The 21778-nt window shown below is 48.2% G+C and carries 18 protein-coding genes; 3 read left to right on the top strand and 15 right to left on the bottom strand.

Features of this window, described 5'->3' with window-relative positions; translation table 11 throughout:
- Positions 1-116: 116 nt before the first annotated feature.
- The 3 genes from IC229_RS10430 to IC229_RS10420 form a co-directional block, all read right to left on the bottom strand.
- Positions 117-509 (bottom strand): ExbD/TolR family protein, encoded by a 393-nt coding sequence (locus IC229_RS10430; protein WP_190886906.1) that lies wholly within the window; start codon positions 507-509, stop codon positions 117-119.
- A gap of 88 nt (positions 510-597) precedes the next feature.
- Positions 598-1308 carry a MotA/TolQ/ExbB proton channel family protein gene (locus IC229_RS10425; protein WP_190886905.1) on the bottom strand — a complete coding sequence of 237 codons (711 nt, stop codon included), beginning with the start codon at positions 1306-1308 and terminating at the stop codon, positions 598-600.
- A 162-nt stretch (positions 1309-1470) separates the two neighbouring features.
- The gene (locus tag IC229_RS10420; protein ID WP_190886904.1) at positions 1471-2442 is read right to left on the bottom strand and encodes a zinc-dependent alcohol dehydrogenase family protein; all 972 of its coding nucleotides are present in this window, start codon (positions 2440-2442) and stop codon (positions 1471-1473) included.
- 187 nt (positions 2443-2629) lie between these two features.
- Here IC229_RS10420 and IC229_RS10415 point away from each other — a divergent pair, with 187 nt between their 5' ends.
- Positions 2630-3355: an MIP/aquaporin family protein gene (locus IC229_RS10415; RefSeq protein ID WP_190886903.1), complete on the top strand. Its 726-nt coding sequence runs from the start codon at positions 2630-2632 to the stop codon at positions 3353-3355.
- Positions 3356-3448: 93 nt separating this feature from the next.
- On the opposite strand, the gene IC229_RS10410 is transcribed toward IC229_RS10415, so the two are convergent.
- Entirely contained in the window at positions 3449-4795 is a 1347-nt protein-coding gene (locus IC229_RS10410; RefSeq protein WP_190886902.1) for a D-arabinono-1,4-lactone oxidase, read from the bottom strand.
- 76 nt (positions 4796-4871) lie between these two features.
- On the opposite strand from IC229_RS10410, the gene glpK reads away from it, so the two are divergent.
- Positions 4872-6374: a glycerol kinase GlpK gene (glpK, locus tag IC229_RS10405; protein WP_190886901.1), complete on the top strand. Its 1503-nt coding sequence runs from the start codon at positions 4872-4874 to the stop codon at positions 6372-6374.
- A 53-nt stretch (positions 6375-6427) separates the two neighbouring features.
- Here glpK and IC229_RS10400 read toward each other — a convergent pair whose 3' ends face one another.
- The 11 genes from IC229_RS10400 to IC229_RS10350 form a co-directional block, all read right to left on the bottom strand.
- A complete protein-coding gene (locus IC229_RS10400; RefSeq protein ID WP_190886900.1) occupies positions 6428-7543 on the bottom strand; it encodes a mechanosensitive ion channel family protein in 1116 nt (371 codons plus the stop codon).
- Positions 7544-7655: 112 nt separating this feature from the next.
- Positions 7656-8300, bottom strand: a complete 645-nt coding sequence (locus IC229_RS10395) for a Uma2 family endonuclease (RefSeq protein ID WP_223833951.1) — start codon at positions 8298-8300, stop codon at positions 7656-7658.
- An 82-nt stretch (positions 8301-8382) separates the two neighbouring features.
- A complete protein-coding gene (locus tag IC229_RS10390; RefSeq protein WP_190886899.1) occupies positions 8383-9837 on the bottom strand; it encodes a DUF1501 domain-containing protein in 1455 nt (484 codons plus the stop codon).
- A 41-nt stretch (positions 9838-9878) separates the two neighbouring features.
- Positions 9879-13340, bottom strand: coding sequence for a DUF1553 domain-containing protein (locus IC229_RS10385; protein WP_190886898.1), 3462 nt, complete (start codon positions 13338-13340; stop codon positions 9879-9881).
- Positions 13341-13635: 295 nt separating this feature from the next.
- Complete coding sequence (locus IC229_RS10380; RefSeq protein WP_190886897.1) at positions 13636-15165, bottom strand: c-type cytochrome domain-containing protein; 1530 nt, start codon at positions 15163-15165, stop codon at positions 13636-13638.
- A 15-nt stretch (positions 15166-15180) separates the two neighbouring features.
- On the bottom strand, positions 15181-16251 hold the full coding sequence (locus IC229_RS10375; RefSeq protein WP_190886896.1) for an NHL repeat-containing protein: 1071 nt from the start codon (positions 16249-16251) through the stop codon (positions 15181-15183).
- A gap of 139 nt (positions 16252-16390) precedes the next feature.
- Positions 16391-16837, bottom strand: a complete 447-nt coding sequence (locus IC229_RS10370) for a DUF4890 domain-containing protein (RefSeq protein WP_190886895.1) — start codon at positions 16835-16837, stop codon at positions 16391-16393.
- 108 nt (positions 16838-16945) lie between these two features.
- A complete protein-coding gene (locus tag IC229_RS10365; RefSeq protein WP_190886894.1) occupies positions 16946-17437 on the bottom strand; it encodes a GAF domain-containing protein in 492 nt (163 codons plus the stop codon).
- Positions 17438-17515: 78 nt separating this feature from the next.
- The gene (locus IC229_RS10360) at positions 17516-18022 is read right to left on the bottom strand and encodes a hypothetical protein (RefSeq protein ID WP_190886893.1); all 507 of its coding nucleotides are present in this window, start codon (positions 18020-18022) and stop codon (positions 17516-17518) included.
- Positions 18023-18115: 93 nt separating this feature from the next.
- Positions 18116-18952, bottom strand: coding sequence for a rod shape-determining protein MreC (mreC, locus tag IC229_RS10355; RefSeq protein WP_190886892.1), 837 nt, complete (start codon positions 18950-18952; stop codon positions 18116-18118).
- A gap of 92 nt (positions 18953-19044) precedes the next feature.
- Positions 19045-20070, bottom strand: a complete 1026-nt coding sequence (locus IC229_RS10350; protein ID WP_020597389.1) for a rod shape-determining protein — start codon at positions 20068-20070, stop codon at positions 19045-19047.
- Between the two features lie 203 nt (positions 20071-20273).
- On the opposite strand from IC229_RS10350, the gene IC229_RS10345 reads away from it, so the two are divergent.
- Positions 20274-21776: a GH3 auxin-responsive promoter family protein gene (locus tag IC229_RS10345; RefSeq protein ID WP_190886891.1), complete on the top strand. Its 1503-nt coding sequence runs from the start codon at positions 20274-20276 to the stop codon at positions 21774-21776.
- The last annotated feature ends 2 nt before the right edge of the window (positions 21777-21778 follow it).

The following is a 21778-nucleotide window of genomic DNA, read 5'->3' as shown; positions in this document are numbered from 1 at the left end:
TACGTTCCAGAAATAATCAGCCAATTGAATTCTTCGTGCACAGCGACAAAAAAGCCGATGCAAACTGCATCGGCCAACAAAATCCTAAAAATCCTTAAATCAGGTAAATCCCGATTCTACTTCGACGTAGCCATTACCATCTTGATATTCAGCTTAGCTCCCGTCTGCAATACGTCGACCAAATCCTGAACCGTCAGCGTCTTATCGAAACGTACTACTACAGTTGGCTCAGCAATACCGGCCATAATAGTTTTCAGCTCGGTTTCCAGGCTAGCTGGATCGACTGGTTTTTTATCGATGAAGTACTGCTTTTTCTCATCAACCGACAGCGTTACCTGTTTCTTGCTCAATTGCTGCGACGCAGCTGCTTTGGGCAGCATCAGTTTGATTACGTTCGGGTTAGCTACCGTCGAGATGATCAGAAAGAACAACAGCAGAAAAAACATGATGTCGTTCAGCGAGGACGTAGCGACTTCAGCGGCAAACTTATTTTTTCGGCGGAGTTTCATGTAAAAAATAAATAATGCTTAATGAGTAATGGGGAGAAGTGGTAGCACTAAATCATTATTCATTTTCCATTAATCATTGTGCAGTAAGTTACCGCATCCTTGCGGGTTCGGTGGTTGGTTTCTGGAGTACTTCGATGAATTCGAAAGCGTTCATTTCGAGGGACAGCGTGAAGCGTTCAATCATCATGTTCAGGAGGTGATATCCCGTATAAGCGATAACCCCCACAATCAGACCGGCGCCTGATGTGATCATTTTTTCGTACAGACCACCGGCTATAATGCCGACACTGATATTATCGGACAGCGAGATGTCATAGAAAATTCGGATGATACCGGAAATGGTTCCGATAAAGCCCAACATCGGCGCAATACCGGCGATGATACCCAGATAGCCCATGTTACGTTCCAGCCGCGAAAGTTCTATCTGACCCACAGTTTCGATGGTGCTTTCGATGTCGCGGATGGGCGAACCGATACGTCCGATAGCTTTTTCGAATACCCGGCCCAGCGCGGTACGTTGATTCTTGGCAAACGACTCAGCCGATTTGATATTTCCCTGAGCGATCATGTCCCGGATGTTGTCGATAAGACCGACATCCGTCTTCGTTTGCGAGCGGATGACAAAATATCGTTCAAAAATCAGGTACAACGTAGCAAAAAACAGAAACGCAATGGGGACCATTACCCAGCCGCCTTTAGCCACTAAATCAAACAGTTGCAGGGTTTGGGGTTGCGTAGCCGTGGTGGCCGACAACGATGCGGCCGTAGTATCAACAGCCGGAACCTGGAGCAAGAGCATACGAACGAGTCGGGTAAGTGTATGAGGTTAAACCAACGTCATTACAGGAACAAACGCGCTGGTTTCATCGGATATTGTTTCAAAGATAAGAAGTAACGCGGACATCCTGTCCGCAAGTAACAAATTACGGCTCAGAAGCCCATAGTAAGGCTTTACCGGTTCTTAGGGTTTCATCAGTATTTTCCCCCATCGGCCCGTACGGTCGGCGTATTCGACAGCTTCTTTAATCTGGTCGAGAGAGTACGTGGCTTCTACAGGTAGTTGTATTTCCCCGGATGCCAGCATACTTATTACGTTCTGTGCTACGTCCTGCCGCGTCTGGCTGTCCACACGCTGCATCCAGTCCGACAACCAGAAACCTTTAATAGTTAATTCCCTGAAAATCATGAGCCCCACATTTATTTCGGGGTCCTGCAAACTCAGCAATCCGTAAATCAGCATGGTTCCCCCTTTGCTCAGGCATTTCTGAGCCTCGGTGGCTGTATGTCCGCCCACAGCATCAAGAATGCAGGAAACACCTTTGCCTCCCGTAATATCCTTAACGCGAACTGCCAATTGCTCGGTTTCGACATTAATGACTTCGGTTAATCCCAGCGATTTCAACTCGTCGTTGAGGTCGTCGCGCCGAACGGTGCCGATGGTTTTGATACCCCGTTTTTTACACAATTGAATCACCATTTTGCCAAACGCCGACCCGGCCGCCGTCAGCATCAGCCAGCCGCCTTCCTGCACGCCCGACTCCTGCACCATCGCATAGGCTGTAAACGGATTCACAAACAATTGGGCTGCTACGTCGTCCGACATCGCATCGGGCACCGGAATCAGGGCGCGATGGTGGGCAATCGCGTATTCCGACCATGTACCAATACTCGTAAAACTCACGCGCATGCCCGTCTGCAACTCTACACCTTCGCCCACTGCATCCACTACGCCTACCCCTTCGAAACCCGCTCCCGATGGCAACTTGGGCCGGATACCATACAGATTCTGCACAAACATAATGTCAGCGGGGTTGATGGGCGCGGCAATGACTTTTATCCGAACCTCATTGGGACCTGGTTCCGGGAGTGCTTTATCCGTTACGTTAAGAATATCGACGGGTCGGCCGATCTGTTCAAAAATGACGCTTTTCATTTGCCGATGACTGAATTTTTATCGCCTTAGCGAGTTTCTGACGTATTGTTTGGCGAAGTGCCGAAAATATGACTTAATTCGCACAAACTATTCCTAAACCATGAATGCAGTCGATACAAACCGGAGTCAGTTAGTAGCTTTGATGTTGTTGACTGACTCCTATCGACTAAAGACTAATTCCTGACTTATGCACACTTCTCCGTTTCTGGGTGAATTGATTGGTACAACGGTAATACTACTCTTAGGTAACGGCGTTGTAGCAAACGTTGTTTTAAAACAAACGAAAGGCGAATCGGGGGGCTGGATTGTGATTACGGCGGGCTGGGCATTTGCAGTAACGATGGGCGTCTTTGTTTCCAAAGCATTTGGTAGCGTCGACGCGCACCTGAATCCGGCCGTCACAGTAGCGTTTGCTGTCGCTACGAACGATTACAGCCACGTAGTACCGTATATCACGGCCCAAATGATTGGCGGTTTTCTAGGCGCTACGTTAGTTTGGATATTTTACCTACCTCACTGGGCGGCCACACCAGACCCAGGTGCGAAGCTTGCCTGTTTTGCAACCGGACCAGCCATACGTAGCACCGGGGCCAATTTCCTGAGCGAAATGTTAGCGACACTCGTCCTGATTCTGGGACTGGCGGGTATTTCATCAAAAAATCTGGGCGAGCTGGCTATCGGCGTAGGGCCTTATCTAGTCGGTATTCTGGTCTGGAGTATCGGCCTCTCACTCGGTGGCACGACGGGTTACGCCATGAGCCCCGCCCGCGATTTCAGTCCAAGGTTAGCACATGCCCTTCTACCGATTCCAGGAAAAGGCTCATCGGATTGGAGCTATTCTTGGATACCCGTAGTGGCTCCACTGGTAGGAGCCGCGATTGGGGGTTTCCTGATACGTTTATATGCGTTGTAGAAGTTATAAAGTTGTACGGTTATAGGGTTGTAAAGTTTTACGGGATGCGAAGCCAACTTTACAACCCTATAACCGTACAACTTTATAACTTTTTCAGCTTCCAAAAATATTCGTATCCAGAAATGCATTCCGGAATTTGCCTTGCGGATCATACTCCTGAAGCATCTTTCTAAACTCCGGCAGTTTTTCGTAACGCGAATGCAACTGCGCGGGGGCAATGGTAAATAATTTCCCCCAGTGCGGACGCACTTTAAACGGAGCCAACTCTTTTTCAATCATCGGCAACACTTTCCGGACGGAAGCCCAATCCTGTTTCCAGGTGAAGTGAATCGCCACGCTGGGTTGTTTATAGCAAGGGCTCATCCAGAATGTATCGGCGTCGATGGTACGTATTTCCGAGATTTGCAGGTGTGGACTGATGGAATCTCGAAGGCGCTCAACGGCTAAAATAGCTTCCATCGCGTTTTTACGAGGAACAAAATATTCGGACTGTAATTCTTTTCCGCTACTCGGCGTAAAGCCCATTTTAAAATGCGGCATACGTTCATACCAGGGACCGGGAACGCCCATTTGGTCGGTACAATGAATGGGCGATAGTTCGGCAATGGGGTGCAGATTTTTGGTGGCAAGCTTGGCTCCGTAAAATTCAGGTTTGGCGTCCAGCGCTTTCCCTTTCTCTATTTTGCGCTTTATCCACACTTCGTTCACACGCTTCTTCTGCCAGTCAGTGAATAAGCTCACGCTGTACCCGCTCGACATAATCGCGTCGAAATGTTCCTGAAGTTGGGCCGTTGGTAAATCTACGTAGACATGCTGGCCCATCGTAAACGTCGGCTGAATGTCAAGCGTCACTTTGGTAACTACGCCTAAACCACCAAGATGCACTACTGCTGCCTTGAACGCTTCTCCATCTTTCGCCCGCGACAGGGAACGTATTTCACCTTTTGCCGTAACAATCTCCATAGCGGCCACTGCTGTCGAGAGGTTTCCATTTTTTACGCCCGATCCATGCGTTGCTGTAGCGCAGGCACCTGCAATGGAAATGTGCGGTAAGGAAGCCAGATTATGCAGTGCAAAGCCTTTTTTATCCAGATAAGGAGCAAGTTGGCCGTATTTCATGCTGGCATCGACTGTGACGGTATGTGCCTTCGGGTCAAGTGCAATAACTTCATCCATCTCTCTAAGTGAGAGGAACTGGTTTTTGCTGTCGGCAATTCCATTGAAGCAATGGCGAGTACCCAGCACTTTCAATTTGCTATATTTTTTGACAAGCTCCTGCGTTTGCTGAATGGACTTGGCAGAAGAAATTTTATTAGTACTATACTCATAATTTCCCGCCCAGTTTTTGATTTTATCGTCTGATATCCAGCTTACTAAAGGAGCTAGTATGGGAGCGGCCAATAGTGAGGAGGATAACTTTATGAACGTTCTTTTTTGCATGATTATAGGGTTTTTCGCTAAACTAATTGGATAATTTGACAATTTACGCACCCAAACGAATATCCCTAAATACCTCATGCCTTCTTACGTAGCTGCTATCGACCAGGGAACCACCAGTACCCGCTGCATTGTATTCGACCGACAAGGTCAAATTGTTTCGCTGGCGCAGAAAGAACACAAACAGATTTATCCGCAACCCGGCTGGGTAGAGCACGACGCCGAAGAAATCTGGCGGAATACCCTCGAAGTGATTGCCCTGGCACGTATCAAAGGCAAGCTATCGGTACAGGACATTGCCGCTGTCGGTATCACTAACCAACGTGAAACCACCGTCGTCTGGAACCGCCGAACGGGCAAGCCCTACTATAATGCCATCGTTTGGCAGGATATGCGTACAGCTGATTTGGTCAATCAATTTGCGGCCAATGGTGGTCAGGATCGTTTCCGCCCGCAAACAGGCTTGCCTCTTGCTACGTATTTCAGTGGCTTAAAACTCAAATGGTTACTGGACAACGTAGCGGGTCTTCGGGAAGATGCCGAACGGGGCGACGCGCTCTTTGGTAATATGGATACGTTCGTGGTCTGGAACCTGACTGGTGGACCACAAGGCGGTTTGCACCTCACCGACGTAACCAATGCCAGTCGTACCCAACTAATGAATCTTCAGACACTGGCCTGGGACGACACGTTGCTCCGTGATTTCGACGTACCGCGTGCCATGCTTCCGGTCATCCGCCCCAGCAGTGAGGTATACGGCAACGTAGTATCAGAAGTATTGCCGGGTGTTCCGGTCGCCGGGATTCTGGGTGACCAGCAGGCCGCTCTGGTCGGTCAGACGTGTTACGAACCGGGTCAGGCCAAAAATACCTATGGAACAGGCTGTTTTCTACTGATGAATACAGGAACCGAACTTCGGGCCTCAACCTGTGGGCTTTTGTCAACCGTAGCATATCAGTTTCAGAATCAACCGGTTCACTACGCGCTGGAAGGAAGCGTGGCGATTGCTGGGGCACTCGTGCAGTGGTTACGCGATAATCTCGGCATCATCAAGAAAAGCACTGATATTGAAAGCCTCGCCCGTTCGGTCGATGACAATGGAGGGGCTTATTTCGTGCCGGCATTTTCGGGATTGTACGCCCCTCACTGGAAAGCTGACGCGCGTGGCGTAATTGCTGGCCTCACCCGTTTTGTAACCAAAGGTCATCTGGCCAGAGCTGTTCTGGAAGCAACAGCGTATCAGACTGTCGACGTAGTACGGGCAATGGAGCAGGACGCAGGTGTTTCGCTCAAATCACTACGAGTTGATGGGGGTATGGTAGTCAATTCACTGCTCATGCAATTCCAGGCCGACGTTTTGAATGGTCCCGTTGTCTGTCCACGTATGACTGAAACTACCGCCCTAGGTGCTGCCTATGCTGCCGGATTAGCAGTCGGATACTGGCAAAATCTGGACGATTTACGGCAGAATTGGGGCGTTGCGCAAACGTATCAACCTGCTATGGAAGAGAATCAACGTAATAAACTTATGCACGGCTGGCAAAAAGCCATTGAACGGTCGTTCGGCTGGGAAGAGAATTGATGTATGAAGTATGCTATAGGGTGTATTTAGCCCCATACACCCTATAGCATACTTCATACATCACTTTCTTTTGGTTTCAATTCTTCAGCCAGTCTAAGTCGCGTTTGCGGTAAACTTTCGGGGTATTCGTCGCGGAGAAAAGCGACGAGTTTTTCGCGAATATGACAACGTAAGTCGAAAGCAGAAGGCGCGTCACGTGCCGACACCAGTACTCGTACCACTATACAAGTAGGCTGCGTGTCAGTTACTTGCACTACAAATACGTCCTGATTCCAGAGCGGGTCTTCTTCAGCAAATTTTCGGGCCCGCTCTCTTACCTTATCGATAGGCGTATTGTAGTCGAGGTATAGAAAAACGGCTCCGGTGATTGATGCATCAGAGCGAGTCCAGTTCTCAAAAGGAGTTTCTACGAAATACGTAATCGGTAAGATCAGCCGACGACGGTCCCACAAGCGGACAATTACGCTGGTCAGGTTGATTTCCTCAACCCGCCCCCACTCTTTTTCAACCACCACAGCGTCATCCAATCGGATCTGCTGATTGAACGCAATCTGAATCCCCGCCAGCAGATTCGCCAATGTTTTTTGGGCAGCAATACCAATTACAACCGATACTACCCCCGCCGACGTCAATACGCTTAAACCAACTTTTCGGCTTCCCTGAAACGTAATTAATAGGAGTGAACCACTCAAAATGATGATAACGATTGCTACCAGTCGCCGAAAGAATCGCACCTGCGTCACGAATTTGCGATGTGCCAAATTCGTATCCTGAGCAGTGTCGTATTGCCCAATAAGACGTAGTTCGCCAACTTTTAAGAGTTGAATAATCAACCACGTAGTAGCGATTAAAAATATAATCTCAGCCGTTTTGTCCGCTACCGGATGCCGACGCAGAAACCGTTCCGACTGCATATTGGTTGCCAGCAGAAAAAACATCGACGGCACAAACACCCAGAACGCCCAGCGGGCATATATTTTAAGAAGGGCCAGCGTCTGAAAAGGGCGACGACGGACAATAAATCGGATTATCTGGGTTAAGAACAGGTCGACGGCAAATCCCAAAACGATAGCCGTGATAAGCAAAATCCACCCTGATAAATCGCGGTTTGGGACGTAGCCAAACCAGCGAACTATGCTACGTATCCAGATATCAAGTTGCTGTTGCATGACGCAAAAGTAAGCAGACCCGAAAGGAAATCCTTCCGGGTCTGCCTATTTGTAACGCAGGTGGAAACCCGCGACTATAAGCCAATAGCAGCGGGTTTCCACCTGCGTTACGTTACTTAAATGTCGTTTTACGGTAAATCGTCGCCATTGGCAGCGCTAAATCACCCAGTTGCACCACCGATTCCATTGTTCGGTAATCATGATTCAGCCATTCGTCGGGCACGTTTGTTCGTGTATAAACCGATGCAAACGGGCGATATTGGTCTACAAACAGAATGTGTTGTAACGAAGGAATCAATTTGTAATAACTCAACTTCTCTTCCAAATCAAACTTTCGGGTGCTTTTGGAAAGTATTTCGACGACAATTTCAGGGTTTTTAATACGCATTTCGGTCAATCGCCCGCCGGGAGTTGTACCATATTCAACAGGCTCCTTAGCCACAGAAAGATCGGCGTTGACGTCGCTCTCCTGGTCAGGAATGACAATCTTAATGTTACTGCCCATAACCCGATACTCGGTTTGGTCGATGTACGAATTATTGAATAACCAAATAAGTATACCTACAAGGGTTTCGTGGGCGGCAGTAGCCTGACTCATTATTAATTCACTATTCAAGAATTGTACGGTGTATGGAACAGTGTCTACTATACCGACATATTCTTCCCAAGTTGCTGGCATTCGTAGCAACTCATCCTCTTCCAACGTTTCCGGCAGATTTAACATAACGGCTTCCATGCTTCTTCGATGGGTTTGCATAGACAAGGTAACGTTTTACCATAAAAAAAGCAGCAGGTGATTCGATTTGAATCACCTGCTGCTTTCAAACTAAACGAAATAATTACGCCAACAAGGGTTTCACGACTTTTCCGTGTACGTCAGTCAGCCGATAACGGCGGCCCTGGCTTTTGAAGGTCAATTTTTCGTGATCGACGCCGAGCAGATGTAGTACTGTCGCCTGAAAATCGTGAACGTGAACGGGCTCTTTAATGACGTTGTAGCCAAAGTCATCCGTCTCGCCATACACCACACCTTTTTTCACACCAGCACCCGCCATCCAGACCGTAAAAGCGCGTGGGTGATGATCGCGACCATAGTTGTCGCGGGTAAGTTTTCCTTGTGAGTAAGCGCCACGACCAAATTCGCCACCCCAGATAACGAGCGTATCGTCGAGTAAGCCCCGCTGTTTTAAATCCATAATCAGGGCAGCAGACGGCTGGTCGACGCTTTTTGTTTGAATTTTGATGTCGTTCGGTAGATTACCATGTTGGTCCCAACCTTGATGGTACAATTGCACGAATTTTACATCTTTCTCAACCAACTTACGGGCGAGCAGACAGTTAGCTGCAAACGTTCCTGGCTTGCGACTATCAGGCCCGTACATGTCGAAGATGTACTCCGGCTCTTTTGAAATATCGAGCGTCTCAGGCACGGAGGTTTGCATCCGGTACGCCATCTCGTATTGCTGCATCCGGTTGTTGATTTCAGGGTCGAGTACTTGCTTGAACTGCTCCTGATGCAGTTTTCCTAAATAATCGAGCATTCGCCGACGGCTGGTTTTGTCGATACCCGGCGGGTTGTTCAGATAATAGACCGGGTCTGGACCTGAACGGAATACGACGCCCTGATGCACCGACGGCAGAAAGCCATTACTCCAGAGTTTTGCGTACAGCGGCTGGTCGCCATCGCGCCCTTTGGAAAGGAGTACGACAAAGGCTGGAAGATTCTGATTGTCAGACCCTAATCCATAACTAATCCAGGAACCAAACGAAGGTCGCCCTGCCTGCTGGCTACCCGTCTGGAAGAACGTAACGGCGGGGTCGTGGTTGATGGCTTCAGTATGCAGCGACCGAATAAATGTCAGATCAGGCGCGATACGTGATGTATGAGGCAGCAACTCACTAATCCACATCCGACCAGGACCATACTGAGCAAATTTGTATTTCGAAGCCGCCAGCGGAAATCGACTTTGGCCGGCTGTCATGCCTGTGAGTCGTTGCCCTTTGCGTACCGATTCGGGCAAATCCTGACCCCACATGGCTTCGAGTTTCGGCTTGTAGTCGAACAGCTCCAACTGCGAAGGGGCTCCACTCTGGAATAGATAAATAACCCGCTTCACTTTCGGCGAAAAATGCGGTTTGCCAACAACTGGATTTTCTCCTGGAGTAGATGCTCCAGCAAACAAACCGGTCGGATTAAGTAACGATGCCAGCGCAATCGTGCCTAAACCAGCGCCGGCCTGCCCCAGAAAATTCCGGCGACTTAGTTGGTCATGTATTTGGTCCTGAATATCCATAGTTGTGTGGCATAGGGTAGAGGTGGTTTCACCCAATGCCCTTACCTCTTTATGATCGCTTCATCGAAATTCATAATCGTACTTGTCACTACCGTCCAGGCAGCTAGCTCGGCGGGGTTCTGGTTTTTATCTACTGGGTATTCACCCACTGATAACAATTCTCCAGCTCGCTTCGGGTTCTTTTTAAAATCAGTCAACTCTTCTTCATAAAGCTGTTTCATCAGCTTAACTTCCTGAGGGCGAGCCGGACGACTGATCACTGTTTTGAAAATAGTAGAAACGGCATCTGCTTTGGTATGGCTAACGACACGTTGCGCCAGCACACGGGCAGCTTCTACAAACTGTGGGTCGTTCAGCGTTACCAGAGCCTGCAAGGGCGTACTGGTTTTCTGGCGTTTTACAATGCAGGTATGCCGTTCAGCCGCATCGAAATTAAGCATCATCGGCGGGGGCGACGACCGTTTCCAGATGGTATACATTGAGCGACGATACAGGCTATCGCCATGATCCTGAACGTATTTGACCGCGTTACGTGTCGCTAATGCCTCCCAGATTCCGTCTGGCTGATAGGGAAGTACGCTTGGCCCACCGATACGTTGGTTTAATAACCCACTAGTCGCCAGTGCATTGTCTCGTACCTGTTCAGCCGACATCCGATAGCTGGGTCCGCGAGTCAGAAAAATATTGTCGGGGTCGCTTTCCCGCGTTTCTTTCGCTACGTTAGATGCCTGCCGATACGTTGCCGACATCACAATTAGTTTGTGTATGGCCTTCATATTCCACCCATTTTCGCGAAACTTCACGGCCAGATAATCCAGCAATTCAGGATGACTTGGTAAGGCACCCTGATTCCCAAAATCATCAGAATTCTTCGCTAACCCCTGTCCGAAATATTGCTGCCAGAACCGATTGACCATCACCCGACTAAACAGCGGATTCTCTGGCGATAACAGCCACTGAGCCAGCCCAAGTCTGTTTTTCGGCATCGACTCGTCCATAGAATTCAGGCTGTGCAGTACGGCTGGCGTAACGATTTCGCCCGGTGCATCGTAAGCTCCCCGTTTCAGGAGATGGGTTTCGCGCGGGGTTTTCCGTTCTTCCATAACCATGACCTGATCGGAGTTGGTGTAAAGCATAATTTGCTCACCCCGCAATTTCATTGCTTTGGCAAAGTCAGCCCGGTAAATGGGATCTTGCGTCGTTACGTAGTACGTGTACAGGCCAGTACGTTGGGCAGGTGTCCGATTAGACGCAGGCGTACGTAACGCCGTCTGAAGTGCATCAGATTTCCCAGCCAACTTGGGCAACTCCAGCGAAGTGAGGCAGCGATTATAGATCCGTAGCTCATCGACCGCAAAGTCTTTGTAGAAATAATCGTGCATCCGACCAACGTAGAACGAATGCTGTGCCCAGTGAGTCTTATCCTTGCCCCATACAGTACTGTGAATCAGATGGTCATTAATAACTTTAGTACGTAGCGGATTCCCGTTCAGGTAAAGCGTAAAGCCTTTTGCCTGACCCGTTCCATCGTACGTAAATGCAACCTGAAACCACTGACGTACCGGCACTTTATCAACCGTCTCAATATCAATCGCATTGGAAGGCCATACGTGGCTGAACGTTAATTTCAGTCGTCCGTCAGCCAATAAATCAAGCTGATAACCACGTTGTCCATCCATCGGGCCGGTGGTACGTCCCAGAAGTGTCAACGCCATATTTGGCTTGGCCAGATTGAACCAACTGCTTATTGAAAACGGCTCATTTTGTTCGAAAGCCCCAAAATCGCCCGGTAGCTGAATGAAACTATCGCCCGGCAGGAACCGCGCTTTGCCGAAACGTCCAGGAACTGCGTAAGGAACCTTGTCGGGGTCGCCACCAAGCCGGGCCGGAATTGTATCGTTCACCGAATTGGCAAAGGCATTACGTGGGTCCTTCCAAAGTTCTTCTTTTGTTTTGCGCTTCGGCGGCTCTTTTTTCTCTTCCTTTTTCGCCACTACGTTCTTTTTGCCGGTTAACGCTTCTTTTTTCTTTTCAGCTTCTTCCAGTTTCTTTTTCTGCTCAGCTTCCAGCTTTTTCTTCTCGTTTTGCTCCTTCACGTACACACTAATGTCGGTGCGGTCGGCTTCATCGAATGTATAATGTGCCAGCAAACCCGAATCGGTTGACGAGATTGCCCGCGAACCAACCTGAGTCAGCCATTGACTAAACCCTTTCTGGTAATCAGGTCGATTTACATTTAACTTTTGCTGAATGGGCGTTAGTTGTTGCCGGATGAATTTGAGTTTAGCGTCTGTTTCGGGCTTAGTCAACGTAATGGTCGGAGCGGCCTCTCCGTTGTACGGAATCTGGCCACGTTCGTTATTACTATTGAAAAAAGCGTATAGCGAATAGTAATCTTTCTGGCTGATGGGATCGTATTTGTGGTCGTGGCAGCGGGCGCATTCAACCGTCAGACCCAGCATGGCTTTTCCAAACGTATTGGTGCGGTCTGCTACGTATTCCGTCCGATATTCTTCATCAACAATACCCCCTTCCTGACTCTGCTGGTGATTCCGGTTAAAAGCCGTTGCAATCAGTTGATCTTTATTCGGATGCGGCAGTAAATCACCCGCCAGTTGCCACGTAATGAATCGATCAAAAGACAGGTTTCGATTAAAAGCCCGAATAATCCAATCCCGATACGGCCACACTGTCCGCAGGCCATCGTCCTGATACCCATGCGTATCGGCGTAGCGTGCTACGTCGAGCCATTCAACAGCCTGACGTTCCCCAAAATGAGGATTATTCAGCAGTCGATTTACTACGTTCTCGTAAGCGTTGGGCGACGTATCGGCCAGAAAAGCATCTACTTCGGCAGGAGTTGGCGGTAAACCGGTGAGGTCTAACGTAACACGACGTAACAATGTGATTTTATCCGCTTCTGGCGTATGAGGCAGCTTTTTTTCCTGTTGTTTCGCTAAAATAAAACGATCGATATCATTAACAACCCCTTTGCCATCCTTCACTTTTGGCACTTCAGGCATAATCGGTGCAATAAGCGACCAATGCTCTTTGTACTCGGCTCCTTGTTCGACCCAACGTAGCAGCATGGCTTTCTCATCAGCAGTCAACGTCAGATTGGATTTTGGCGTTGGCATCATTACGTCGGGATCGGTGCTGAGAATACGGTTCGCCAGTTCGCTTTTGGCAAGATTTCCGGGAACGATAGCTGTATGACCACTTTTGGCAAGAGCTTCATAAGCGCCCTCAGGTGTGTCGAGACGTAGCCCAGCCTGTTGTTTAGCTTTGTCGGGACCGTGGCAGGCGAAACAACGGTCGGATAAAATGGGCTTTACGTGTAAATTATAATCGACCTTCTCAGGCAGATTGATTTCAGCCGCCACTACGTCGGCGGGTTTTTCTACGGAACTATTGCAGGCCGTCAGCCAGACAGAAGCCCCAAATAAACCCGCTATTGCGCAGAGTAAACCGAATCGAAATCGTATGTCGGACCAAAAAGCCATTCTTACGAATACGTTATTTATAAAATAGTACTACTAGTTCTACAAAAATAACAATCAATCAGGTACAGAAAAAACCTTAGACGATGGCTTGTCGAAACTCTTTATAAAGACTTATGACAATCGTGAAAGAAAGAGCTTTTGTAGTGTGCTTCTCCGAACGTAGTAAATCTTTTCGGCAACGTTCGTTTACTTGTAACAACGTAGCAGACTGTTATGGTTCGCGCTTACAGTACAGAATCATGCAGACGTAGCACTTTTTGAAGGACAATGGTAACGCCCTGCTACGTAGTGAAAATCAATTTTTCTTCTCCTCAGCCGTTTTAGCTTCCTGACCGGCTTTGGCAAACTCAGCTACCGCCTGTTCCGTAACGCCACCGACAATTTCCAGATTTGGTAAAGCTTTTTTAAGCATGGCCAAGCCATTTTCGGTCACTTTTGTCTGCCAGAGGTAAACGGTTTTTAGATTTTTTATACTTGCCAGTTCAGCTAAACCAGCGTCGGATACAGACGTACCGTAGAGGTTCAAATATTCCAGATTTGTTAACCCTTTGAGTTGCTTTAAACCTGCATCGGTGATCTTAGTTTGTTCTAAATGCAGTTTCTGAAGATTCTTCAATTTGGAAATCTGAGCTAACGTAGCGTCGGAAATCTGCGTATCACTCAGCTTAAGCCAGACAATCTGATTGCTCAATCCGGGTAATACAGTTGCCTGTGCATCGCTGAACGAACGGGCATTAACGGCGCTCACTTCCAATTGGTTCTGCTCCTTCGATATGGGTAGCACCAGCAGGCCGGTTTTCTTTACCTCCTCCATAATCTTCGGGTCAGCAGCTGGAACTTTCATCGTCAAAACGGGCGATTCGGGAGCGGGCCCTTTAGCCGCAACTGCATTTCCGCCAGCGTCAACGGGTCCGCCACCACCTAACGACGCCAGTACGGGACGTATCGCGTCGTTAACGGCCAACTCCGATACTTTTTTGTTAAACGGTGCGCCCTGATCGATCCACCAGGTTAGCAGCGAAATCTGGCTTTCATCAAGCTGTGGTTTGCCTTTGGGGGGCATATGGTGGTCATCTTCTTCCGGCAGCAGACATACTTTTATTAACTTACTATTGACGCCTTTTCCAGCCACCAGCACAGGCCCTTCCTTTGAGCCTTTTTTAATTAAATCGGGCGTATCGAGACGAAGTCCGCCCTTCGATTTGTCAGCATTATGGCACTGAATACAACGGGTATGAAGAATTGGATTGACGATCTGCTGGTAAACCATCGCCTGATTTACGTCGGTTATCGGCTCGGCTTTCAATTCGGGAAGTTTAGGCGGCAATCCAGCTAGTGACCGTATTGGCCCCGGCATGTGCTGTGTAAGATAGTCGGAACCGTGCGTAAGGTTTCCGCCTAAATGACCGGCAGATAAGAGCAATACAAGAGCAACTGCCAGCGTCGGTAGGTACAATACCGAAGCCGCAGGTATAATCCGACCAAGATTTTCAGACTTGACAGCCCAGGTGATCCAGGCAAAAACGGCTACTCCGATACCTTGCCACATGTGCGATGATAACGTATCATCTTCATAACCACCACCTAGCGATAGCATGTAGCCAAAGAGACAAGCCATTGTGGCACTCACAGCCGACCAGAACAGAATGAGAGTAATCGTATGTTGACTAACCGAATTACGCCGGGTCAGTCGGTCAAGTTCGAGGAGACCCGCAATCAAGAGAAAACCAATCGGCAGGTGGACAATCAGCGGGTGAAAATGCCCCCAGAACAATACCCAGTCCGACGGCGGAGCAGTCGCCTGTAACAGAATCAAACTTATCATAATCAGGGTTTAAACTCAAGCTACCCGTTCCAGCTTAATTGGATATGTTTTTTTGGAAGCCCACTGCGCTACGTAGATACTGTCGTCTTCATCGACCAGTACGTCGTGCGGATGCAGAAAGGCATTCTGGGTCAAGTCTTTACGTTGCTCGCTTAGCTTATCGCCCTGATACGTTGGTACCGTTCCGCCCGGTGTTGAGATAACGCGGTCGTTTTTGTCCAGAATCTGAACGTATCCAGACTCAGGGTAGGCGTCGGACATACTGCGAAAAACAGCTCCGTAAATATTGTCCTTATGAATAACCGGACGGCAGATGTAAGAGCCTGGCAGCGAGATCGTTGATACGTACTTACCATCTAGCGAAAAGCGCTTCAGGGCATTATGCCGACGATCGGTAATCAGTAGGGTTGGATTTACTGCGTTACGTCGGTCTACAGCAATACCGTGGCAGCAATCGAACGTATCGTTGGTTTCACCTTTGCCTCCCCAATACCGAATCAGTTTGCCCGCTTTATCATATTGCATGACGTAGTTCAGGCCGTAGCCATCCACTACGTAGATATCCCCGTTGGTAGGGTTAATCGCTGTTTCAGTAGGTTTAAACTGCGTTGGATAAGCGTATTTGCCCGTTTCTCTGGGGTATTCGATTTTCAGTAATTCCTGCCCTTTCAGATCAGTTTTGATGACCTGATGGCGATCTGTATCGGCAATGAGCAGGTATTGATCGTTACCCTCCCCACCGATAGAGAAGCCGTGAGCGCCTGGATAATCGTGCCCCCAGGATTCCAGTAACTTACCCGATTTATCGTAAATCAGTACGTTATTTTTAGTTTCGTTGGTCAGTAATAAGATACGTCCTTTAGCGTCCTGCACCATTTCATGACAGTCGTTCACGGGATTTTTTGACGCATCCAAAACGCCCCAACCGGGTACAACACGATAGCGGAAACCATTGTGTCCCAGCACCATCTGTTCAGCATGACGGCTGTTTGACGTTGCCGATACTATAGTAGGGACTGCCATACCGGCCGCCGTTGCAAGAGAGGCCTGACGCACAAACGACCGGCGCGATAAGAATGATGACATAGCGTTTGCAGTGTTTCGAGGAAAAGACGTGACCTGGTAAACTTTACTGCATTCCGGCACCACAAGAGGTTACTCTATAAAAAAGTCAGGTCGAACAGATAAAAACTGTTCGACCTGACTTTAAAAGAAAAAAGCGGACTTATTTTGAGCCGTTATCGTCGGCTTTTTCTCGATTGAGTCCACCCCGGCGTCGGCCCATCTGATCTCGCATTGACTCAAACTTGGCAAACTGCTCGGCCGTCAATACCTTTTTCAAATCGGCCTGAAACGCTTCAGTACCCGCTTTCATGGCCTGCATTTTCGTTTTCCGATCGTCTGAATTTTTCTGGATGGCGTCCATCTTCTCGGCACGGGCAAGCACTAAGTCATATACTTTTTTTGACGTAGCTTCGTCCAATGACAACTGCTTGGTCATCCGGTCGGTCATACGCTGAGCACGAGTGGCCGGGTCGACATCCTGCATGGTACGTCCCCTGCGCTCCGCACGATTCTGAGCAGGAACATCCTGAGCAGTTGCCTGTTGGGTAAACAGTGGCAGGGAGAATAGCGAAAAGAGAAATCCGCCTACGATGAGTTTCTTTAACATGGTTCATTGCTTGTTTAATTCGGTTCTAAGACGGCATAAACAGACAATGGTTTAATACTTCCCGCAACAATTAACCATTACTTAATTTTCCAACGTAACACCAAGTCGCTACGAAACGGGCAAATTCGTAATCAGTTGGGCAATTTGCTCAAGTCCTTTCGCGTCAACTTCACTGAAGTCGTCCAGTTTATCGCTATCGACATCCAGCACCATCGCTACGTTGCCATCCTGGTCAAAGACAGGCACAACGACTTCCGATTTTGATGCCGAATTACAGGCTATATGGCCCGGGAACTGCTCTACGTCGGGTACCAAAATAGTTTCCCGGCGCGAATAAGCGGCTCCACAAACACCCCTATCAAACGCGATACGTGTACAGGCAATAGGGCCCTGAAACGGACCAAGTACTAGTCGATTCCCTTTTTTGAGGTAAAACCCGACCCAGAAAAATCCGAACGCTTCTTTTAAAGCCGCTGTTACGTTAGCCAGATTGGCTACCAAATCAGACTCACCTTTAAGTAAAGCTTCGATTTGCGGAATCAGGCTGTCGTAAATCTCCTGACGATTTGACGTTTGAGGAAGAATGAGCGTTTCTGCCATGTTTTTTATGTAGCCTGGAGGTCTACGTCCGGGTGAGATAAGTCTATTTTCACTCGGACGTGGACGTCCAGGCTACAATTAGTTTCGGGTGAAGAATTGAATCAGGACGATACTTATCGTTGTAAAAAGCGTGCTGGCACCAACGCGAATGAGGGTCGGAATAATGAGCGTCAGACTGCTGGCTTCGATGAAAAACAGAGTAAGATGATGGATCAGGGCCAGAATCAATACGTAGCGAAAAAAGGCGCCCGTGCCCAATTCCTGCAATGAAAATTCGATACGTGTTTCTAAACCCGGTACGTCGATTTGAGAACGTACCACCAAGGGTCGACAATAGGCCATCAGCACCGTAGCAGCCGCGTGCATTCCCAACGTATTATAGAACGTATCAATGATGATGCCTGTCACAAAAGCGATAATCAGCAACCAGGTCAGGCTGGTTTCGTTGGGCAGCAGCAGAATACAGGCGATGTAAGCAAAACAGAAGGCGTAATCGAACAGAACTATATTTCGCATGAGCAGAATTTGCAATACGAGGTACAGCAGAAACAATAGTGAAGTCGTTACGATTTCGCGAAAAGTCATTTTATGTAGCCACTAGTCGTCAGTTGCCGGTCGCTAGTCGCTAGTCTGAATAAATTACTCATGACTAATGACTTACGACTAGCGACTAACAACTCATTTTTCCGTTTCAATTTGTTTTTCTAACTGGTCCTGCGAATCGCGCAACTTATTTTCAACAACATACACGAACGACAGATTACTGAAGTTGGTAGCCAGATCCAGCGTAAGAGCATGGAACGTCTGGTTGGGTTGTACGCCTACCGTACGTACTCGTCCGACCAGAATACCAGGGGGAAACGTTGAGTTAAACTCCGAAGTCACAACTGAATCACCTTTACTAACCGGTTTATAACGAGGAATGGCATCCAGCTCTATTATGTGAGGATCTACGCCGTCCCACTTCGCCGAACCGATTTCACCTGCTTTAACCAGCTTCGAAGACACTAGAAATTCGGAATGCAGAATAGACGTAATAACTGAGAAATGCTGGTTACAAACCTTCACTTTTCCTACTACTCCAGTTGGCGAAATCACACCCATGCCTGGCCGGATACCATCGTCGGAGCCTTTGTCGATAGTAATATAATTGTTGGCAAACTGTGTGGTGTTATTGACCACTTTAGCCACCGTGAACTTAAATCGGTCAGCAAACGCCGAATCGGCCTGATATTCGACTGGAGACGCCGGCTTGCTTTGGATAAGTTGAGTAAGTCGCTGGTGAAGCTGTTGATTTTCAAGTGCCAGATCAGCATTTACTTTCCGCAGACTGGCGTATTGGTTAGCCGCATTCGACCACGCCAGCAACTGAGCCGCGTAGCGATTCGACGTATTGAAGTACGTAACGCCCCAATAATTGCTGGTGTTGATGATGAAGTAAAAGCAAAGTACTTCCAGCAACACAAACAAAATGAAGTTTCGACTTCGGAGAAAAAAATCAACTAATTCACTCATTGTGAGTAAAGAAAATAGCCTGGACGCTACGTCCGGATATCCGTTCGATACTTCAAACCAGATACCCGAACGTAGCGTTCAGGCTACAAAAATTAGCTAATCAGAACAGATTTGTATAAATCCAGATTCTTAATCACCTCACCCGTTCCTTTCACAACGGCCTTGAGCGGATCGTCGGCTACGTGAATCGGCAGTTTTGTTTTCGCGCCCAGTCGTTTGTCGAGACCGTGCAGCAAAGCGCCACCACCCGTCAGGTGAATACCATTCGTATAAATATCAGCCGACAATTCCGGTGGCGAAATTTCGAGCGCCTTCATCGTAGCTTCTTCAATTTTCGAAATCGACTTGTCGAGTGAGTAAGCGATTTCACTATACGTCACTTTAATTTCTTTCGGAATCCCCGTCATCAAGTCACGACCGCGGATTTCGTAATCGGCCGGTGGGTTATCGAGTTCAGGCAGAGCCGAGCCAACTTCCATCTTGATCTGCTCCGCCGACCGCTCACCGATAAGCAGGTTATGTTCGCGACGCATGTAATCCACGATGTCACGTGTAAATACGTCGCCCGCGATACGTATCGACTGTTCGCAAACAATCCCCGAGAGGGCAATCACGGCAATTTCGGTAGTTCCGCCACCAATGTCGACAATCATCGTCCCGTTAGGCTGGGTAATGTCGATACCGATACCTATCGCGGCTGCAATCGGCTCGTGTACCATGTATACTTCTTTGGCACCAGCGTGTTCGGCCGAGTCTTTAACAGCCCGCTTCTCCACCTCCGTAATACCCGATGGAATACAGATAACCATCCGGTGCGACGGTGAAAAGAGCTTGCTGCCCGTATCAATCATCTTTATCATGCCCCGAATCATCAATTCGGCGGCTGTAAAGTCGGCAATTACACCATCTTTAAGGGGACGAATGGTCTTGATATTTTCATTGGTCTTTTCATGCATTTGCATGGCCTTATGACCAATAGCCAGCACTTTTCCGCTGACCTTGTCCATTGCAATAATCGAAGGCTCATCCACCACAATCCGGTCCTTGTGAATAATCAAGGTATTCGCCGTGCCCAGGTCAATCGCAATGTCGCTGGTAAGAAAATTAAAAAGTCCCATTATAGGTTGACGCAGAACGCCTTATTACGAGTACTGATTTTTTGAAAAGTGTGCAAAAATAGAGATTATTCAAGAGAAAGTCATTCAATACGAAAATGAAAAATGGATAATGTCAAATGAATAACGATTTATAAATAGTGTGTTTAATCCAATAATCCATTATTCATTATACGTTGTTCATTATACATTACTTTTGCGCTACCATGGGAATTCGTTCGGTTTTGAGTAAGCCATTGGCAAAGTGGGTAGTGGAGCGGCAACAAGCCTGGATGTATCAGCCCATCGAAGCCCAGCAACGCTGGTTTCAACGATTAATTGAAACAGGACGTAACACCGTTTTTGGTCGCGACCATGCGCTGAAAGACGTAAGGACAATAGACGAATTTCGGCAGGCCGTCCCCGTTCGCGACTATGAAGACCTCAAACCCTACATCGAGCAAATTCTGAACGGCGGAACCGACGTGTTATGGAAAGGGAAACCCTTGTATTTTGCGAAAACGTCGGGTACTACGTCGGGAACGAAATACATTCCGATTACGCAGGAATCGATTCCTAATCACATCAACTCAGCCCGCGATGCTCTGCTGAACTACGTCAATGAAACGGGTGAAAGCGATTTTCTGGACCAAAAGCTGATTTTTCTGTCGGGCAGCCCCGAACTCACCCAGAAAGCAGGTATTAATATTGGGCGATTGTCAGGAATTGTGAATCACCACGTACCGGCTTACCTACGTACCAATCAGCTACCCAGCTACGAAACGAATATGATTGACGACTGGGAAACCAAACTTGAACGTATCATCGACGAAACGCTGCCGCAGCCGATGTCGCTGATTTCGGGGATTCCGCCCTGGGTTCAGATGTATTTCGACCGGATTCAGGAACGTACTGGAAAGCTTATCAAAGACGTATTTCCCGAATTTTCGCTGTTTGTGTACGGTGGTGTGAATTTTGAACCGTACCGTGCCAAACTGTACGAAAGCATCGGCAAACGTATCGACTCTATTGAAACATACCCTGCTTCGGAGGGCTTCATCGCCTTTCAGGATTCGCAGACCGAAGAGGGTTTGCTGTTGCTCTTAAACAGTGGTATCTTTTATGAATTCATTCCCGCCGACGAGTTTTTTACCGAAAATCCACAGCGTTTGACCATTGGCGACGTAGAGCTAGGTAAAAACTATGCAGTAGTCATCAACAACAACGCGGGTTTATGGGGCTACTCGCTCGGTGATACTGTTAAATTCGTATCGCGGGAACCGTATCGGCTGCTGGTGACGGGACGTATCAAACACTTCATTTCAGCCTTCGGCGAACATGTCATTGGCGAAGAAGTGGAGAAGGCGCTCAAAGATGCTATGCATAAACACCCCGAAACCGAAGTCGTTGAATTTACCGTAGCGCCGATGGTCAGTCCCAAAGAAGGACTCCCCTACCATGAATGGCTCGTTGAGTTCGCTACGCCCCCAAACAACGTAGCAGCCTTCGCCCACGACGTAGATACGCGCCTGACGGAGTTGAACGTTTATTACGACGACCTCATAACCGGCTCAATTCTGCAACCGCTACGTCTGACGAGTTTGCCACGTGGTGCCTTTCAACGGTATATGAAGTCACAAGGAAAGTTGGGTGGTCAAAATAAAGTGCCCCGTTTGAGCAATGATCGGAAGATTGCGGAGAGTTTGTTGGAAACAGAAAAAACGGTTTGATA

This window comes from Spirosoma profusum, assembly GCF_014699005.1.
Lineage (GTDB): Bacteria > Bacteroidota > Bacteroidia > Cytophagales > Spirosomataceae > Spirosoma > Spirosoma profusum.
Note: the sequence above shows the minus strand (reverse complement) of the source record. Positions and strands in the feature narration are given on the sequence as shown.

Excerpts from the sequence above, each read along its gene's own strand:
- IC229_RS10430 (WP_190886906.1), bottom strand. The coding sequence starts at position 509 with ATGAAACTCCGCCGAAAAAATAAGTTTGCCGCTGAAGTCGCTACGTCC.
- IC229_RS10425 (WP_190886905.1), bottom strand. The coding sequence starts at position 1,308 with ATGCTCTTGCTCCAGGTTCCGGCTGTTGATACTACGGCCGCATCGTTG.
- IC229_RS10420 (WP_190886904.1), bottom strand. The coding sequence starts at position 2,442 with ATGAAAAGCGTCATTTTTGAACAGATCGGCCGACCCGTCGATATTCTT.
- IC229_RS10415 (WP_190886903.1), top strand. The coding sequence starts at position 2,630 with ATGCACACTTCTCCGTTTCTGGGTGAATTGATTGGTACAACGGTAATA.
- IC229_RS10410 (WP_190886902.1), bottom strand. The coding sequence starts at position 4,795 with ATGCAAAAAAGAACGTTCATAAAGTTATCCTCCTCACTATTGGCCGCT.
- glpK (WP_190886901.1), top strand. The coding sequence starts at position 4,872 with ATGCCTTCTTACGTAGCTGCTATCGACCAGGGAACCACCAGTACCCGC.
- IC229_RS10400 (WP_190886900.1), bottom strand. The coding sequence starts at position 7,543 with ATGCAACAGCAACTTGATATCTGGATACGTAGCATAGTTCGCTGGTTT.
- IC229_RS10395 (WP_223833951.1), bottom strand. The coding sequence starts at position 8,300 with ATGCAAACCCATCGAAGAAGCATGGAAGCCGTTATGTTAAATCTGCCG.
- IC229_RS10390 (WP_190886899.1), bottom strand. The coding sequence starts at position 9,837 with ATGGATATTCAGGACCAAATACATGACCAACTAAGTCGCCGGAATTTT.
- IC229_RS10385 (WP_190886898.1), bottom strand. The coding sequence starts at position 13,340 with ATGGCTTTTTGGTCCGACATACGATTTCGATTCGGTTTACTCTGCGCA.
- IC229_RS10380 (WP_190886897.1), bottom strand. The coding sequence starts at position 15,165 with ATGATAAGTTTGATTCTGTTACAGGCGACTGCTCCGCCGTCGGACTGG.
- IC229_RS10375 (WP_190886896.1), bottom strand. The coding sequence starts at position 16,251 with ATGTCATCATTCTTATCGCGCCGGTCGTTTGTGCGTCAGGCCTCTCTT.
- IC229_RS10370 (WP_190886895.1), bottom strand. The coding sequence starts at position 16,837 with ATGTTAAAGAAACTCATCGTAGGCGGATTTCTCTTTTCGCTATTCTCC.
- IC229_RS10365 (WP_190886894.1), bottom strand. The coding sequence starts at position 17,437 with ATGGCAGAAACGCTCATTCTTCCTCAAACGTCAAATCGTCAGGAGATT.
- IC229_RS10360 (WP_190886893.1), bottom strand. The coding sequence starts at position 18,022 with ATGACTTTTCGCGAAATCGTAACGACTTCACTATTGTTTCTGCTGTAC.
- mreC (WP_190886892.1), bottom strand. The coding sequence starts at position 18,952 with ATGAGTGAATTAGTTGATTTTTTTCTCCGAAGTCGAAACTTCATTTTG.
- IC229_RS10350 (WP_020597389.1), bottom strand. The coding sequence starts at position 20,070 with ATGGGACTTTTTAATTTTCTTACCAGCGACATTGCGATTGACCTGGGC.
- IC229_RS10345 (WP_190886891.1), top strand. The coding sequence starts at position 20,274 with ATGGGAATTCGTTCGGTTTTGAGTAAGCCATTGGCAAAGTGGGTAGTG.